Origin of the sequence: Paraburkholderia sp. RL17-380-BIE-A, from assembly GCF_046028085.1 — a bacterium.
GTDB lineage: Bacteria > Pseudomonadota > Gammaproteobacteria > Burkholderiales > Burkholderiaceae > Paraburkholderia.
On sequence record NZ_JARESQ010000001.1, the window covers coordinates 1 to 16,771 of the forward strand.

At 61.5% G+C, this 16,771-nt stretch carries 16 protein-coding genes; 4 read left to right on the top strand and 12 right to left on the bottom strand.

Going from position 1 to position 16,771, the window contains the following annotated elements:
- A partial coding sequence (locus P0D68_RS00005; RefSeq protein ID WP_408295242.1) for a citrate/2-methylcitrate synthase occupies positions 1-629 on the bottom strand: 629 nt, incomplete at its 3' end.
- Positions 630-1,061: 432 nt separating this feature from the next.
- Between P0D68_RS00005 and P0D68_RS00010 the strand changes: the two genes are divergently transcribed.
- Positions 1,062-1,463, top strand: a complete 402-nt coding sequence (locus tag P0D68_RS00010; protein WP_408184065.1) for a hypothetical protein — start codon at positions 1,062-1,064, stop codon at positions 1,461-1,463.
- A 141-nt stretch (positions 1,464-1,604) separates the two neighbouring features.
- On the opposite strand, the gene P0D68_RS00015 is transcribed toward P0D68_RS00010, so the two are convergent.
- From P0D68_RS00015 to P0D68_RS00025, 3 genes are all read right to left on the bottom strand, one after another.
- Complete coding sequence (locus P0D68_RS00015; RefSeq protein ID WP_408295886.1) at positions 1,605-2,390, bottom strand: alpha/beta fold hydrolase; 786 nt, start codon at positions 2,388-2,390, stop codon at positions 1,605-1,607.
- A gap of 281 nt (positions 2,391-2,671) precedes the next feature.
- Positions 2,672-3,724 carry a rod shape-determining protein gene (locus P0D68_RS00020; RefSeq protein ID WP_408295245.1) on the bottom strand — a complete coding sequence of 351 codons (1,053 nt, stop codon included), beginning with the start codon at positions 3,722-3,724 and terminating at the stop codon, positions 2,672-2,674.
- A gap of 218 nt (positions 3,725-3,942) precedes the next feature.
- Positions 3,943-4,602 (bottom strand): alpha/beta hydrolase, encoded by a 660-nt coding sequence (locus tag P0D68_RS00025; protein ID WP_091809247.1) that lies wholly within the window; start codon positions 4,600-4,602, stop codon positions 3,943-3,945.
- 325 nt (positions 4,603-4,927) lie between these two features.
- Between P0D68_RS00025 and P0D68_RS00030 the strand changes: the two genes are divergently transcribed.
- Complete coding sequence (locus tag P0D68_RS00030) at positions 4,928-6,505, top strand: DHA2 family efflux MFS transporter permease subunit (protein ID WP_408184066.1); 1,578 nt, start codon at positions 4,928-4,930, stop codon at positions 6,503-6,505.
- 22 nt (positions 6,506-6,527) lie between these two features.
- Here the strand turns inward: P0D68_RS00030 and P0D68_RS00035 are convergent, their stop codons facing one another.
- The 5 genes from P0D68_RS00035 to P0D68_RS00055 form a co-directional block, all read right to left on the bottom strand.
- Positions 6,528-7,280 carry an AraC family transcriptional regulator gene (locus P0D68_RS00035; RefSeq protein ID WP_408295249.1) on the bottom strand — a complete coding sequence of 251 codons (753 nt, stop codon included), beginning with the start codon at positions 7,278-7,280 and terminating at the stop codon, positions 6,528-6,530.
- 302 nt (positions 7,281-7,582) lie between these two features.
- A complete protein-coding gene (locus P0D68_RS00040; RefSeq protein ID WP_408295252.1) occupies positions 7,583-8,887 on the bottom strand; it encodes an MFS transporter in 1,305 nt (434 codons plus the stop codon).
- A gap of 84 nt (positions 8,888-8,971) precedes the next feature.
- Positions 8,972-9,841, bottom strand: a complete 870-nt coding sequence (locus P0D68_RS00045; RefSeq protein ID WP_091807961.1) for a class II aldolase/adducin family protein — start codon at positions 9,839-9,841, stop codon at positions 8,972-8,974.
- A 115-nt stretch (positions 9,842-9,956) separates the two neighbouring features.
- Positions 9,957-10,865, bottom strand: coding sequence for a LysR family transcriptional regulator (locus tag P0D68_RS00050; RefSeq protein WP_408184070.1), 909 nt, complete (start codon positions 10,863-10,865; stop codon positions 9,957-9,959).
- 153 nt (positions 10,866-11,018) lie between these two features.
- A complete protein-coding gene (locus tag P0D68_RS00055) occupies positions 11,019-11,300 on the bottom strand; it encodes a hypothetical protein (RefSeq protein WP_408295256.1) in 282 nt (93 codons plus the stop codon).
- 191 nt (positions 11,301-11,491) lie between these two features.
- Here P0D68_RS00055 and P0D68_RS00060 point away from each other — a divergent pair, with 191 nt between their 5' ends.
- Complete coding sequence (locus tag P0D68_RS00060) at positions 11,492-11,926, top strand: hypothetical protein (RefSeq protein ID WP_408467968.1); 435 nt, start codon at positions 11,492-11,494, stop codon at positions 11,924-11,926.
- Between the two features lie 203 nt (positions 11,927-12,129).
- Here P0D68_RS00060 and P0D68_RS00065 read toward each other — a convergent pair whose 3' ends face one another.
- From P0D68_RS00065 to P0D68_RS00075, 3 genes are all read right to left on the bottom strand, one after another.
- Positions 12,130-13,653, bottom strand: coding sequence for a sensor domain-containing diguanylate cyclase (locus P0D68_RS00065; protein ID WP_408295262.1), 1,524 nt, complete (start codon positions 13,651-13,653; stop codon positions 12,130-12,132).
- A gap of 307 nt (positions 13,654-13,960) precedes the next feature.
- Positions 13,961-14,560: an NADPH-dependent F420 reductase gene (locus tag P0D68_RS00070; RefSeq protein ID WP_408295265.1), complete on the bottom strand. Its 600-nt coding sequence runs from the start codon at positions 14,558-14,560 to the stop codon at positions 13,961-13,963.
- A 71-nt stretch (positions 14,561-14,631) separates the two neighbouring features.
- Positions 14,632-15,366 (bottom strand): SDR family NAD(P)-dependent oxidoreductase, encoded by a 735-nt coding sequence (locus tag P0D68_RS00075; protein WP_408184075.1) that lies wholly within the window; start codon positions 15,364-15,366, stop codon positions 14,632-14,634.
- 128 nt (positions 15,367-15,494) lie between these two features.
- Here P0D68_RS00075 and P0D68_RS00080 point away from each other — a divergent pair, with 128 nt between their 5' ends.
- Positions 15,495-16,442, top strand: a complete 948-nt coding sequence (locus tag P0D68_RS00080) for a LysR family transcriptional regulator (protein WP_408295269.1) — start codon at positions 15,495-15,497, stop codon at positions 16,440-16,442.
- The last annotated feature ends 329 nt before the right edge of the window (positions 16,443-16,771 follow it).

Sequence of the window (16,771 nt, forward strand, 5' to 3'; positions counted from 1 at the left end):
GCCGGATTGGCGAACATCATGCGCATGAAATTCGCGCTGTACGACAGATCGTTCTTCGGATAAACGAACGGCTGGCCCACGGTGTACTTGTACGCCATGGCCACCAGCGTCGGCAGCTTCGCGATCATGCGGATCGCGGAAATTTCACGGTGCTCCGGGTTATTGATGTCGAGCGAGTCGTGATAGAACGCCGACAGCGCGCCGACGGCGGCCACCAGAATCGCCATCGGGTGCGCGTCGCGACGGAAGCCACGGAAGAAGAAGTGCATCTGGTCGTGCACCATGGTGTGCTGCGTGACCGTTTTGACGAACACTTCCTTCTGCTGCGCGTTCGGCAGTTCGCCCTTGAGCAGCAGATAGCAGGTTTCGAGGAAGTCGGCATTCTGCGCGAGGTTGTCGATCGGATACCCGCGATACAGCAGCTCGCCCTTATCGCCGTCGATATAGGTGATCGCGGAATTGCATGCCGCCGTGGACATGAAGCCCGGGTCGTACGTGAACTTGCCGGTCTGGCCGTACAGCTTGCGGATGTCGATCACATCCGGTCCAAGCGTGCCCTGATAAATCGGCAGATCAATAGTCTTGTCGCTGTCGGAAAAGCTCAGCGTTGCGTGTGTCTTCGAGTCCATCTACATGTTCCTTTTACTTTCACATCGCACACGTGCCGGCATGTCCGGTCGTCATTGAACGTCTCGGCATGCTCAGGCTCCGGTACGCATTTTAAAGTCCGCAGGGCTCCGAATTGCGACGATTGACTGCAACAATCCATCTCGACCGACGCAACATTCGTTGCCTTTTTTCCGTGGAACGCGCTGCAATTTGCCGCGAAACGCGCACCAACGTCGCACGCGTCGACGCGCCGCGCCCGCTTGCGGACTGCCAGCAAAATGAAAGCTGGAACACTTACTGCAACAATGTTTTGCGGCAGCCGGACTGCGAAGGCATGGGTGCATCTGCGATACTGAATCCGTGTTTTGCTTCCCCTGCGAACACATCGCTGTCTTTGGCCCGCCGTTTCATGGCGGGCCTTTTTAATCAGCCAGAAGAACAGGAAGGACCCGATGAACGCATCTCTCGAAACGCTATTTCCGGATCATGTGCACAGCGACGAAAACATCGTCACCGCGCTGAACCACCAGGATATCGTCGTCGCATTGTCCGCGGCGCTGAAAACGCAAGACGTAGCGGTCTTGCATATGCTCTACCCGCGTACCGACGCGCGCACGCACCGCAGCCTCGATACGCTCGTGAACGTGTTGCACGGTCACGGTCTGCATGAAGTCGCGGATCTGATCTCGGACGAAGCGCACTATCTGCTGTTCAAGGACCCCGTGAAAGCGTGGAAAGCCTTCCACGAAATTCGCAACGATTCACTCGCGATCGGCGTGCATCTGTACTACCACGGCCTCGTCGGCGAAGCGGCGGAACGTGCGCTCGACAAAGACGCGCATCGCAAGCCGTGATATCGGGCGTTTGAATCGCTGCCGGTGCCGTGCCGGTGCGCTGAGTTCGCTGCAAACGCGAAAGCCAGACACCGGGGTCGGCCTCCTTCGTGCAGTCATTGCACGATCTTTACGCGGCCGTAATGCGCGCGGTACGCCGCGTTACACGCTCACGGAGCGAATGAACTCGTCGACGTAGCGATTGAACGCCGCCGGATGCGCGAGGTTCATCCCATGCGACGCGCCGCGCACGGTTTCGCGGCGCGCATCCGGCAACCAGATTTGCAGCGCGGCCACGGTCCGGCGGAACATGTCGGGACTTTTTTCGCCGTCGATCAGCAGAACTGGACAACGCACCTCGGCGGCGTTCTCCGGAACATACGCAGGCAGTGGATCGCGAAACTGACGGGCGAGCGTATGCGCGTTGTCGGTCGCCATCCTGCGAAAGCCCGGTGTGCTCATGGCCCAGAAGCCGGGCCGGCTGACCGAATCGACAAACAGTTGCAGACCGGCCTCCACCTCCCCGCTTTCGATCAGTTGCGCCGCTTTCGCGCGCAACGTATTGGCCGTCTCCGGCAGACTCGCGGGCGGCCGGCCGGCAATCTGCAACGGGCCGCCCGGATCGGCGAGCGTCAGCGTACGCACGTGCCGGGCATGACGCCGCGCAAAGTGAAAAGCCACGCAACCGCCGCGAGAATGCCCCACCACATGTGCCGGCCCCGCCCCGAGTCGATCGATGAATTCAGCCACTTCGTCCGCATGCTCGCTCCAGCTGAACGGCAAGCCGGACTCCGTATCCGCCGCCGGCCAGTAGTGCGTGAGACTGACCGCGACACAACGGTAATGCTTCGACAGGCCCGCGAGTTGCGGTTGCCAATAGCGGTAGTCGCACAGCGAGCCATGCACGAACAGCAGCAGTTCGCCCTCACCGGCTTCCACGTAAGGCATGTGCAAACCGCTTCGCAATTCGATGAAACGCGATGATGACGACGGCGACGAAACGGCAACGGATTGATTCACGGCTGGTTCACGGACAGCGCGGCAACGCCTGACCAAGCTGTGCCGGCTCGAAATGGAATGGGGAGAAGAAACGCGTATGCATCCCTGAAATTGGGATGCGATGCGTATTGTCACACAGCCGGTCGCTCGATGTGGCCGCCCGATTCAGCGGCTGGACTGGGACGATGCCGAAGCGGCCGCGCGACGGATCCCGCGAGGGACCCGGGAAATCATTCGTAAGCGAGTTCGTCCAGCAGACCGGCTGCGGCCGCCGTGCCTGCGCCACGCACGGCGCACGTCAGCGGTTCATCGGCGACGCGCACCTCGAGGCCGATCTCGCTCGTCAGGCGGCGGCTCAGGTTGCCGAGCAGCGCACCGCCGCCCGTCAGCACAATGCCGTTATTGGCAATGTCGGTCACGAGTTCCGCCGGCGCCGTTTCGAGCCCGCGTTTCACCGCGCCGATGACCTGGCGCAGCGGCCCTTCGATCGCATCGGCGATATCGTGGTTGCTCAGTTGAACCGTGCGTGGCAAACCGTCGTCGACGCTGCGTCCGGTCGCGTTCATATGCTCACGCGGCACGTCGCGCACGGCCGAGCCGATGTTCTTCTTGACGTGTTCAGCGGTCTGCTCGCCGAGCAGCACGCCGTATAGATTACGCACATAGCTCACGATCGCCATGTCGAAGCTGTCGCCGCCCACGCGAATCGAACCGCTATACGCCATGCCGCCGAGCGCGATCACGCCGACCTCCGTCGTGCCTCCGCCGATATCGACCACCATCGAACCGGTCGCCTCGGACACCGGCAGACCGGCGCCGACCGCCGATGCCAGCGATTCGCCGATCAGACTCACCTTCCACGCGCCGGCCGCCACGGCCGCCTCCTTGATCGCGCGACGCTCGACCTGGGTCGCGCCCGCCGGCACGCACAGCGTGAACGCGGCGCGGCGGCTGAACAGCGGCCGCGGACGCGCCATGTCGACGAATTGCCGGATCATGTGCTCGGCCGCGGAAAAGTTGGCGATCACGCCGTGGCGCATCGGCCGCACGGCTTCGAGATTGGCTGGCTCGCGGCCGAGAAGCTGGCGCGCCTGGGTGCCCACGGCCGCGACGCGTTTCGGCCGGTCCGAGGCCTCTTTCTGGAAGCACACCACGGACGGCTGGTTCAGCACAATGCCGCCGTCGTCGGTGTAGATCAGGGTATTGGCCGTGCCGAGGTCCACCGCCACGGAATGACGGAACAAGCGATCGAAAAGCGGGTAATGCGGCGTCGGTCTGGCCATAGGAAGGCTCTGATGTGTCGTTATCCGCCCGTACCGGGCAGTCTGGAAAATGCGCCCCCGGTCACCCGAGCCGCTCGGCACACCCGCAGGAAGTCCCGTTGAGAGGACGTCCTGCCTGGCGTTGCGCGGTCCGCGCGGCGGGGGTGATTTTCATGCTTATGAGCCATTAACGGCAAGCAGATCGGATTCTTTAGAGCCGTTTTTCAATCAGGGCCGTGTCAGCCGCGCGACAAAGCGCCCAGCGCGTGTTCCAGCGCCTCCTGGCCGAGCGCGACGCCGTCGGCGTTAATCGTGTGGCCAATGCCGGGCAGCGCATAGGCGTCCACCGTATAGCCGGCGTTGTTGAAGGTGTCGGCAGCGTATTCGAGTTCCCGTACGGGAATCACCTCGTCGTCTTCGCCGTGGATCAGGGTGAGCGGCGTGCCGTTCTGCGCGACGATCACCGAGGCGAGCCGCCCCGAGTACGCGACCACGCCGGCCGCGCCTTCCGCACTCGTCGCCACGTGATGCATCGCCATGATCGACCCTTGCGAGAAACCGACCAGTGCAAGGCGTCCGAAAGGTAACTGCCAGTGCGCAAGCTCGGTTTCGAGCATGCGCCGCAGCGCCGGATAGGCTGCAGCGACGCGCGCCTCGCGATTGCCCTCGTTGACGTCGCGCAGGCTGAACCACTGACGTCCGCCGAAACCGCCTTCGAAGGCGTCCGTGCCGTCGAGCGAAGTGAACGCCACGTCCGGCAGGCTGTCGCTCCAGATGTCCGCAAGCGGCATCAGGTCGCGAGCATTGCTACCGACGCCATGCATCAGCACCACCAGCCCCCTGGCAGGTGCAGTCACCGGCGCTCGCCGCCAGCCGTGTTCGAATTGCTCCCAGGTCATATCGTTTCCTTTTCTCTGTTGATTCGTCGTGGATATTTCCGCATGCGCGATGCACGGCGCGGCTATCGACGTGCGAAAACGCGCCGCCGACATGCCACGCGCTCACACGCCGCCTCAGCCGCGAGCATACGCCGCCGGATTTGTTTCCGCCCTCCGCCTTGCATGCGCCGACGACGTCCCGACGTGAATACAGGTATGCTTTTGCGAGCATTCAGCGCACCAGCGGCCGCCCGCACTGCGCGGGCGCGCAATAGAAAACTCACACAGAACATTCAAGCAGAACACTCTCGCAGCACGTTCGCAGCACACCGATCCGGAGAACCGTTTGAGCCAGCCCACTTCCGCGCCTGCCTCGGCGCCGCCCGCACCTCCACCGCCGCTGCAGGGTGGCCAGCTGGTGCTGGCCACGATTGCCGTCGCGCTCGCCACGTTCATGAACGTGCTCGACACGTCGATCGCGAACGTTGCGATCCCAACCATTTCCGGCAACCTCGGCGTTTCGGTCGACGAAGGCACGTGGGTCATCACGGTTTTCGCGGCGGCCAACGCCGTGTCCATTCCGCTCACCGGCTGGCTCACACAACGCATTGGCCAGGTGAAGCTGTTTGTCGGCGCGATTCTGATGTTCGTACTGGCTTCGTGGTTGTGCGGAATCGCGCCGACGCTGCCGATCCTGCTGCTCGCGCGGATCTTCCAGGGCGCCGTGGCCGGTCCGCTGATTCCGCTGTCGCAAGCCATTCTGCTCGGCTCGTATCCGAAGGAGAAATCCTCGACCGCGCTCGCCTTATGGGCAATGACCGCGACCGTCGGCCCGATTGCGGGACCGGCGCTCGGCGGCTGGATCACTGACAGTTACAGCTGGTCGTGGATCTTCTACATCAACATTCCGGTCGGCATTTTCGCGGCGGGCGTTACGTGGATGATCTACCGCACCCGCGAGTCGCCGACGCGCAAGCCGCCTATCGACGTGGTCGGGCTCGGTCTCTTGATCACATGGGTCGCCTCGCTGCAGATCATGCTCGACAAAGGCAAGGACCTCGACTGGTTTTCGTCGCCGTTAATCGTGATTCTCGGCATCACCGCGATCATCAGCTTCGCGTTCTTTCTCGTGTGGGAATTGACCGAGGAAAATCCGATCGTCGATTTACGGCTCTTCCAGCAACGCAACTTTCTTGGCGGCACGATTGCCATTTCGGTCGCGTACGGCGTATTCTTCGGCAACCTCGTGCTGCTGCCGCAATGGATGCAGGAGTACCTGAACTACCGTTCCGTCGATGCCGGTCTCGTGACCGCGCCGCTCGGCGTCTTCGCGGTGTTGCTCGCGCCGGTAATGGGCCGCGTCCTGCCGCGCTCGGACGCGCGCGTGATCGCCACGCTGGCGTTCATCGGCTTCGCAATCGTGTTTTATATGCGCTCGAAATACGTGATCGAAATCGATACGTGGCATCTGGTGATACCCACGCTGCTGCAAGGCATTCCGATGGCGCTGTTCTTCGTGCCGCTGACTTCGATCATTCTGTCAGGCCAGCCGCCGAGCAAGATTCCCGCGGCGGCCGGCCTGTCGAATTTCGCGCGCGTGTTTTGCGGCGCGGTGGGCACCTCGATCGCTGGCAACGAGTGGAACAACCGCACGGTGCTGCATCACGAACGACTCACGGAACAGGCCTCCGTCAACAATCCGGTGTTCAATCAGCAGATCGATTCGACCCAATCGCTGCTGCATCTGAATCCGCAATCCGCCCATGCATTGTTCGATTTCACCGTGAACACGCAGGCGGCCATGATGGGCCTGAACGATATCTTTTTCGTCTCGGCGGTCATCTTCATTCTGATCATTCCGCTGATCTGGATCACGCGGCCGGCCAAGGGCGGCGGCGGCCCGGATGCGGCGGGCGCGCACTGACAGCGCTCGCAAGCGCGCTGCGTCAGCGGAAATAACGTGCGGGCGTGTCGCCGAATGCGTCCCGAAACATCGCGATAAAGGATGACACGTCGCTATATCCCACCTCGAGCGCCACCTGCGTGACACTCGCGCCGGCGCCGAGGTGCTCCAGCGCGACCAGCAGGCGTAGCTGCTGGCGCCACTGCCCGAAGGTTTGCCCCGTTTCCTTGACGAACAGGCGCGCCGCCGTGCGCGCCGTCACACCCGCCGCCGTAGCCAGTTCCTCCAGGACCGCGGGGTCCGCGGGATTGGCGCTCAGCGCATCGGCGATGCTTTGGGCACGCAGATCGCGCGGCCAGTTCAGCCCAAGCGGCGCGGCGGGCAGACCCGGCAAGCGGTCCAGCAGGACTTGCACGAGTCGCGCGGCGGGTTCGTCGAATGGGGTGTCGTGCGGCAGATCAGCCGCGGCGTTCAGTAAAGCCGCGACCAGTTGATCGGGCACGATGGCGACGGCGTGCTGCGGCGGGAGCGGCATGGCATCCATGCCGGCGTAGAGCGAATAGAACCGGACGGGACCGGTTGCGGACAGCCGGTGCAGCACGCCCGCGGGCATCCACACCGCGTGCGCCGGCGGCACGACCCAGCGCTCGGTCTGCGTGCGCACGATCAGCACCCCGGCGCTCACGTGCATCAGCCGCGCGCGACGAGAGGCGCTCAACGGCTCGTCCAGTTTCTCGTAGTGCTCGCCGATCACGAACGCCGGTTGCTCGACGCCGTCTGGATCAAGAATCTCCATGGTGGTGTCCGTTTTGCCCGGTTACTGCCGGAAAGGCAGCAAGATTAGCATAGCCGGGCCGCGGCGCGACGTGAGTGCCGCTTGCGGCGGCTCACGTGGACATTCGAATCAGGTTTCAACGAGAGGCTGGCATTCGGAGCTAAGGAGGCAGACCGCGCACTTGCGCTCTCATCGTTCTGTGCCAATGACAGGCGCCCGAGAACAGGTGCTTCCATAGTCAATCGGCGGCCACCGACTGCAACGAAGCGGGTGGCCGCCGGTACATCCGGCATCTCGGGTAATGCTGCCGCGAAGCCGTTTCCCTAGCGATTGACCACGCTTTTGGGCATTGTCAGCACAATGGCCGCCGCCACGAGCAACGAAGCTGCCACGCAGTACAGGCCCACGTCGGTGCTGTGCGTCATATCCTTGATCCAGCCGACGAGATAGGGGCTGACAAAGCCTGCCAGGTTACCGGCCGAATTGATCAACGCAATGCCCGCGGCCGCTGCCACGCCACCCAGGAAGGCAGGCGGAATCGACCAGAACTGGCACAACGCGCCGAGAATGCCGATCGTGGCAAAGGTCAGCGACCCGACAGCCAACGCGACGTTGTGGGCCACCAGCGTGCTCGCCACGAGGCCGATCGCGCCGATCACGGCCGGCAGCGCCACGTGCCAGCGCCGTTCCTTGCTCCGGTCCGAACTGCGTCCCAGCAGCACCATGGCGATCGCCGCGGCGCCGTAAGGGATCATCGTCAGCAGGCCGACGTTGAACGCGTCGCTGACGCCCGAGGCCTTGATGAGCGTGGGCAGCCAGAAACTGATGCCGTAGAGGCCCATGATGATGCCGAAGTAGCACAGGCACAGCACCCACACGCGCTTGTTGGTGAATGCGCCGCTCGCACTATGCACCTCGATGTGCCCAGACTCGTTCGCGAGGCCCGTCTCGAGCAGCGACTTTTCTTCGGCGGTGAGCCATTTTGCCGCGCTGATTCTGTCGTCGAGGTAAAGCAGCACGGCAATGCCGCCGATGATCGAAGGCAGCGCTTCGAGCAGGAACAGCCAGCGCCAGCCCGCCATGCCGTGCACGCCGCTGAAGCTGTTCAGGATCCAGCCCGACAGCGGCCCGCCAATCACGCCCGCGATCGGAATTCCGGTCATGAACATCGCGGTGATCTTTCCGCGGCGTGAGGACGGATACCAGTAGGTCAGGTAAAGGATGATGCCCGGAAAGAAGCCGGCCTCAGCGACGCCGAGCAGGAAGCGCAGCACGTAGAAGGCGGTGGGCGTCGTCACGAAAATCATCGCACCGGACAGCACTCCCCAGCTGAGCATGATGCGGGCGATCCATTTCCGCGCGCCGAAACGATGCAGCGCAATATTGCTCGGCACTTCGAAAATGAAATAGCCGATAAAGAAAATTCCCGCGCCCAGGCCGTAGATGGTTTCGCTGAACTTGAGGTCGGTCAGCATCTGCAGCTTGGCAAAGCCTACGTTGACGCGGTCCAGGTACGCGAAGACGTAGCAGAGGAAGAGGAACGGAACCAGCCGCCATGTCACCTTGGCATAGGTCCGGTCCTCGGAGTTGGCTGGCGTGACGACATCGCCGTAAGCGGATTTCAACATCGTTGTCTCCTTGAATCACGGCCGGCGCGCTTCGTGGTCGCGCCAGCGCGGCTTGTTGTGTATGTGACGGCCTATGCTGGCCGTTCAGTCGAACATGTCAGGGCTGGTCTGCACGAGCTGCTCATAAATGGGCTGGAAATGCAGCCAGCCGATGTATTCGCTGCCGACGTGTTCGCGGCTGTAGCGCGAACTGTGCTGCGGCACCATGACCGGCTTGATGCCGGTGGCCTCGACCAGCAACTGCTGCTGACAGCAGCGCTCCAGCGCGATAAACCAGAACGCGGCGGCTTCGATGCTGTGGCGGCTCACCGTCAGCAGGCCGTGATTCTGATGAATGGCCGCCTTGACGTTCTTGAAGTAGTCGGCAACCGACAGTCCGGCCTGTTCCTCGACCGCGACCGCGCCGGCCTCGTCCTTGATCACGACATGGTCTTCATAGAACGCCGCGGCATCCTGGGTGATCGGGTCCAGCGGACGTCCGAGCGCCGCGAACGCGGTGCCGTAGACCGTGTGCGCATGGCACATCGCGACAATGTCGGGATTGGCTTCATGCACCGCGGCATGCAGCACGAAGCCGGCGCGGTTGAGCGCGTATTCGCCTTCCACGACCTTGCCGGTATGGTCGGCGAGAATCAGGTTGGAGAGCTTCACCTGGGAGAAATGCACGGCCATGGGATTGGTCCAGTACAGATCCGGGAACTCGGGATCACGCACGGTGAGGTGGCCGGCGAAACCGTAGTCGAGGTTGTGCAGCGCAAAGGCGCGGCATGCGGCGACAAGGCGTTCCTTGCGGTGCTGGCGCTCCTGGGCAAAGGACGAAAAGTCGGGCAGCTCGGGAAACTTCAATCCAGCCTGCTTCGGCCGGTAGATGGAGTTGTTCGAAGGATGGGAAATCGTGCGGCGCAGTTCGGCCTGCTGCGCGCTGATATCGATTTTTCCAGTGCCGGTGCTCATGGTGTCTCCTGTGTCAGCAGTGATTGCATGTCGCTAACGATAAGGAAACACCGGTCGCCGATCTAGGCGCGCCAGACAATAGGATTTATTACGCTCCCATATAAATCCCCGGCTTCTAGGGTTTCTGCCAGGGCGGCTCGCGGAAAACTTCGACGAAGTAGTCGATAAAAGCGCGGATGCGCGGCACCAGCTGGCGCTCGGGCAGATAGACGACGTGGATCGCGGTGTCATCCTTGGCCTGGTACTCCGATAGCAGCGGCACCAGTTCGCCCCGGCGGATCGCGGGCAATGCGAGGTGTTCCGCGAGGCGCATGATGCCCACGCCGGCCACGCACAGCTGAAACAGCGTCGTGCCGTCGGTGCTGCGGAAACTACCCTGCACGGCGACGCGTTCGAGCCTGCCATTGATCATGAACGGCCACTGGTTCAGATGCTCGCGCGGTGACTCCCAGGTCAGGCAGGCGTGCCTCGTCAGGCCGAGCGGAGTGACGGGCGTGCCGTGCGCGGCGAGATAACCCGGCGAAGCCACGACGATTCGTTGCAGGTCACAGAGCTTCCGGCTGCGCAATGAGGAGTCTTGCAGCCGGCCCATGCGAACCGCGACATCGAAGTTGTCCTCGATCAGATTGACGTTGGAATCCGACAGGGAAAAATGCACGCCCAGCTTCGGGTAGGACGACAGAAACCCGGGCAACGCGGCGACCAGTTGATCCATGCCGAACGCGTGAGGCGCGCTGACGCGCAGATTGCCGGTCGGCTCGCTGGATCGGACCTGCGCCTCCGCTTCCTCCAGGCTATCGAGAATGTCGTTGCAGGACGAGAGAAAGCGCTCGCCCTCATGAGTCAGCCGCTGCGTGCGCGTCGAACGATGCAGCAGTTGCACGCCGAGCCTGCGCTCCAGACTGGTGACGCTTTGGCTGACAAAGGGCTGGCTCACGCCAAGCATATTCGCCGCGGCGGTGAAGCCCCCGGCTTCGACGACCGCTTTGAAGACGCGCATTTCCAGCAATCTTTCGTCTTTCATTTTTCGAATCCCCGTGCACCGGGCCGCCTGATCGACCCGTTTGAGGACGATATGACGAAAACGATTTCCGCCGCAAGATTCCGCGCTTTACACCCTGCCGGTTCAGGGCAATCGATTGCCGTGCGCGAACGGGATCGTTGCCCGCGGCTGATTTCATGCGCCGGTCAAAAGTGACCTGGCCTGTTCAAGAAGAGCGTGCGACGCGGCAAATTCATTGCGCCCCGCCATGGTTAGGGCGGCGGCGCCGGTGCTTGCAAACAGCTCGTCGTTAGATGTCGCAACCACATCCGAAGAGGTGCCAGTCTCATCGCTGCGGCGAAAGAGTTCGAGCATTCGGAGTGCATCTGCCCGCCGGTCCTGCGGACCGGTTGTGGCCAGAATTTGCGCCGCCGCTGCTAGTTGTCGCGAAGCCTGCAGGAATTCAGAACGGTCCATGACGGTTACCTCATGAGATGCAGTCGTATGCTGTCCGAAGCGTCTGACAACGGGTTACGCATTCCGGACGTGCCGAACATGTGATGCCGGATTGAGCATCCGCATGCGCGCCTGTACGGAAGCGTCTGCAAGGCATGCAAGCAGAACCAAAGACTACAGGACGGCAACGGAGCAATCGATTTGCCATCCTCATGCAGACAATCGATGTTCGTAATAAGGACGATCCCTATCACCGGTTTTTCCGTGCACCGCTCACAGTGAATTCGCGTTTCCTTTCGTGGCCGAAATCTGGAGGAGATGCACCGTTGCAAACGTGGCGCATGACTATCGAACTCGGGGACCGAGTTCAGAAAAAGGCGAACTGCGCCGTCTTGCTGATATTGGCACGTCATCGACGCACGCCGGACAAACACCACGAAAAGCTCCGACGTACGCCGTCAATGCATCGGAAACGTGGAGTTCGTCATGAGCGCAAGGAATACCGCTGTCGGCCTGCTGGTCGCTGGCGCAGCTATATGGGTTTCGTCTGGCGAGGCAGCCACCTGCAAGAAAGCTGCACCGTACTGCCACCACACCAAGGGTGCATTGGCGAAGCCCGTCGTCAGCAAATCGCCCTCTCCGCATGAACGAGGGATTGTGAGAGTGGACGATCCTATGCAAGGAGGCGAGCCGAAGCCGGCGCAGCCGCCGGTTAATCACGGCCCTGCTGGAGAAAGCATCGACGCGCAGTTCCGTGGTGGTTGAGAACAACCCTTAAACGGCCGGTCGCATTCTTCCACGACCGGCCGCTGCGACGTCAGCATGAGACAGCCACCATCAAGAAGTGTCATCAGCCCTGCGGCTGAGCCGGCGCAATAATATCGCCTGCAGAGACGACGGCGTTCCTTCCACTCTTTTTGGCCGCGTACAGAGCCAGATCAGCTGAATTCGTCAATTCATCTAGTGACGATGGACATGAGCGTCGACCGGTCGCGCACCCAATGCTCACCGTGAAATGTGGAAGTGCCCCGGATGATACCGTCGGCCGAGCACGCTCAACTTCCTGACGTATAGCTTCAGCGATCTGAGCCGCTCCCGTTTTGTCCGTATTGGGCAGCACGACCACAAACTCTTCGCCGCCATATCGCGCGGCGAGATCGCCACGACGACGCACGTGTCGATTGATACATTCCGCGAGATGTTTCAGTGCAATATCACCTTGAGCGTGACCGTGCGTGTCATTGTATTGTTTGAAGTTATCCGCATCGACGAACAGCAGCGACAAGGAACCATCGCTGCGCTGCAGTCTTCCCCACTCGTTTTCGAGGACATGGTCGAGAGCACGGCGGTTCTTGAGCCCTGTCAGCGGGTCGGTTTGCGTTAGTTCTCTAAGCAGTTCCTGAGCCTTTGCGTGGTCTCGCAATGCAAAGGCAAGGAGCCAGACCACCGTGCAGAACGCAAGGCTAACGGACGACGCTGAGATGCCGACTATCCATGACAGTCGTTTCCAGGAAGCCAGTACGTCGTTCTCCGCAGGCGCGATAACGGCGATGAGCGGCGTCCCGGGAACACGCTGAAATGTATAGAGGCGCATGACCCCGTCCGAGATCGAGGGAGCCGCATAGAACCCGGAATCATGGTTCACCATACGCGGAAATGTCGGTGAATTACCCAGATTGACCAGTCTGTCATGACTGATTGGGGGATTTCTGGCCACCAGCGTGCCGTCCGTGCGAACGATCGCAGTGACACCGTTTGGCCCCACGTCGAGCTTTGCAAGCAGTTGCTTGAAGTATTCGACGTCAATGGCAACAATCGCTACGCCGCCGAATGACCCGTCGGGCCGGCTTATCCTTCTCGTCATCGCAATCGACTGCGCGCCAGGCCGTGACCGTGCCCGGTAGACCGATGACACATATAGCCCGACCTTCGCCGACTGGCGATGTGTAATGAAATAGTCACGATCGCTGAAATCCCAGGTATGGGCGCTCGAGCAGCAGCCGTCGATCAGACGCCCCCGATCATCTGTGACCCCCATGCCGGTGACGTACTCGGCAGCAGTCCGATCAAAGAGCAATTCGTGACGCAGGCCTGGATCCATAGTTTGGATGGCAGGCTTGTTCTGCGACGCGACCAGAGCGCGAAGGGAATTGTCTGACGTTTCAATAGTCCGGGCGATGTTGCTGACCAGGACTGCGGTGACGTTTCGCGACGTTTCATGAGCATGGTCGACCGTTGCGTCACGCGAGGCGAGAAGCGTGATCAGGCTGATTGCCATCACGACTATTGCCATCAGGCTACCTAGCACGCCGACAATCAAGGGATGTCGGCCTGCGAGAACGGCCAGTTTTCCGGTGGTAATAGAAACAGACACTTTTAATGTTGTGTTGAGTACACTCGGTGCAAACGTCGTCGTCGCGCGGTCGTGGCGAGATTATCGATTCGGTTTAGCGGGTCCTGCGGCAAAGGAATGCCCGAGTGTCTTGGCTAGCCGATGACCGGGTTTACGGCAAAGACCGTAAAAAGTAGAGGCCCCTGCGCTTCCGGCTAGCAATTTTCTACCGCGGCCGTTGACCTTGGTTATGGGCAGTTGGGTAACTGGACATCTGCCCCGGCAGGCTTGACCCTTAGCCCTTTGCCTACGAGGCAGGATCGCATCGAAAAATTGCGACCACGGCTCATCAGTCGAATTTGATCAGGTCCTTAAAGATCAGTTGCCCCCAGCTATTTCCACGCGCCTGCACAAGCAGTCCTCCTTCCGAAAGCGCACCCAGTTTGATCGGCGAGAAACCGAGATTTTCCGCAAGCGCACCAATCTCCGTTGCGGCGCCGTCATCGTCGCTCGCCAGGAACACGACTCTCTTGCCACCATGTACTGCCGGATCCTGTTCCAGGACGGCAGCGCCCAAATGATTGAATCCCTTAACCAGTCTTCCACCAGTGAAGGCCTGCCCGACGGCCCTGGAAGAAGGTTGTCCACCCAGTTCCTCAGGGGGCACGCCGTAGGCATTGGTGACATCGACGATGATCTTGTCCTTCCAGGTAGGCAGCGCCTTCGCGACATCCCGGTACGACTCGAAACGGACAGCCAGAAAAACGATGTCCGCCTTGACCGCTTCCGCCAGTTTTTTGGGAATGATCGTGGATCCGATCGCGGCCGCAGCGGATGCATAGCTTTCCGGGTCGCGAGTGGTTGCAACGGATACTTCGATGCCGCGTCGGGCAAACGCCCTGGCAAGCGCCTGGCCGATCTTGCCGAAGCCAATAATTGCGTAGGTCATAGGTTTTCCTTTGGTGTGCGACACCCTACGGGCTCCGAATATCGAATGGAGTGACCGGCGGGCGTAGTGTGTCAGAGTTGGGCAAGGCCGCCGTCGACGGCAACCTCGCTGGCGGTCATAAAGCTGCTGTCCGGCGACGCGAGAAAGGCGGCCGCCGCTGCGATCTCGGCAGGATCGGCCATGCGCTGGAGCGGAGTCATCGAGGCGAAGACCTTCTGGCCTTCCTCGCCTAGCGCTTCCTTCGCGAGTTCGGTCGCCGTCGCCCCGGGTGACAGCACGTTGACCCGGATGCCGGTGCCCTTCAGGTCCTCCGCCCAGCTCCGTGCGAGGTTGCGGACTGCCGCCTTACTTGCGCTGTAGGCGCTCATTGCCGGGGCGCCCGTGGTACCGGCGCTCGATCCGGTCAGGATTATCGAACCGCCCTTGCCCATCAGCGGCAGCGCCTTCTGTACCGTAAAGATCGTACCTTTTACGTTGGTGTCGAAAGTTTCGTCGATGTGCTCGGCGGTGATCTTGCCTAGCGCAAGCTGGCCTCCCGCCCCGGCATTGGCGAAAACGATGTCGAGGATTCCGCGCTCGGCCTTTACCGCCGCGTAAAGTCGGTCGAGGTCGGCCAGATCGGAGACCGAGCCCTTCACCGCGCGGGCATTGGGCCCGAGGTCGGCAACAGCGGCGTCGAGGGCTTCCTGCCGCCGGCCGAAGATGAAGACGAAGGCGCCTTCTTCGATGAAGCGCTTTGCTGCGGCGCGGCCGATGCCGGTAGCGCCACCGGTGATCACGGCGGTCTTTCCATTCAGTCTGTTCATGTCATGCATCCTTCGGTGAAGTTGTTCTGGAGCGCCGAAACAAAAGCGACAAGCTCGATTCTGGAGGTCTTGATGCATGAAGCCAATTGACTAAATATCTATAATTGCCATCTACTCTTTGGATACCTATGCTCGACAACGTCACGATCAATCAACTTCGGGCCTTCGTTGCCGTGTGTGACCACGGAAGCTTTTCCGGGGCTGCACGGGAGCTAAGGCGTGCACAGTCAGCGATCAGTCACGCGATCAACGCGCTCGAGAGTGCCTTCGATGTGTTGCTGTTCGAACGCAACGCGCGCAAAGCGACGCTCACGGCAGCGGGCCGTAGCCTTCTACCTGATGCTCGTGGGGTGATTGCACGCACCGAGGAAATGAAGATGCGCGCGGTTGCCATTGCTGAAGCCGGGGTGCCACAGGTATCTATTGCAGTGGACACCTATTTTCCGCGCGCGCACCTGATTGAATGCCTGCGCAGGCTGCAGTCGGACTTTCCAACCGTCGCAATCAATCTGCGCATGACGACCATGCAAGGCGGCGAGCGCCTGGTTCTCGAAGGAACGTGCGCATTGGCGGTGACGATCACCGACGTGCCGGAACTGAGCCCGGGTACCATAGAAAGGCAGCATCTATGTGAAGCGCAAATGGTGACCGTCTGTGCGCCATCGCATCCGCTGGCCGCAATCGCGGGGCCGATCCCGCGGGAGGAATTTGGCCGGCACATCCAGCTCGTCGTAACCGACAATCAGCCCGATGCGGAAAAGACACAACAGGGGGTCGCCGGTGAACGCCAGTGGCTGGTGAATGACCTCGGTGCGAAGCACGATCTGCTCAGGGGCAGCTTATGCTGGGGGCACATGCCGCATCATCTGGTCGCAGAAGACCTCGTGAACGGAACACTTGTCGAACTCCAACGGCGCGCATGGCACATGCGCGCCCTCACGTTCATGATCTCGCAGCGGCGCGGATACTCGTTTTCCGACTGCGAGACGCGGCTGGTTGCGCTCCTGGGCAATCGTCATCGCGTTTCAAAGGATGCCAGCAAGCGCTCCGTCTCACGCGCGGGAAAAAAAGCGTGAAGGGCCGCTACGCCTGAGCAACCGCCAGCAAGGCCTGCTGCTCCACGACGGATGCCCGCAAGGTAAATAAACGGCTCGCGCGTTCTGAAATCTTCAACGGCTGCACCGGGTCGCGAAGACTCATTCACGCTTGTCGGACGCCGAGGTTCACCACCACCGGGGCGCCAATGACTGCAAAGGGACGAGCAGGCGCCGCCCGCCGCGCCAGTGCCCGCCGCGCTTTGTGGCCTCGGCGCCGCAAAGCGAAGGCCGCTCTCCACCCGCGCGGCCAGAAAAGAAACAGCCCTGTCCGTCCGGTGGGCTATCATGCCTATCCTCTTCGAAGTAGC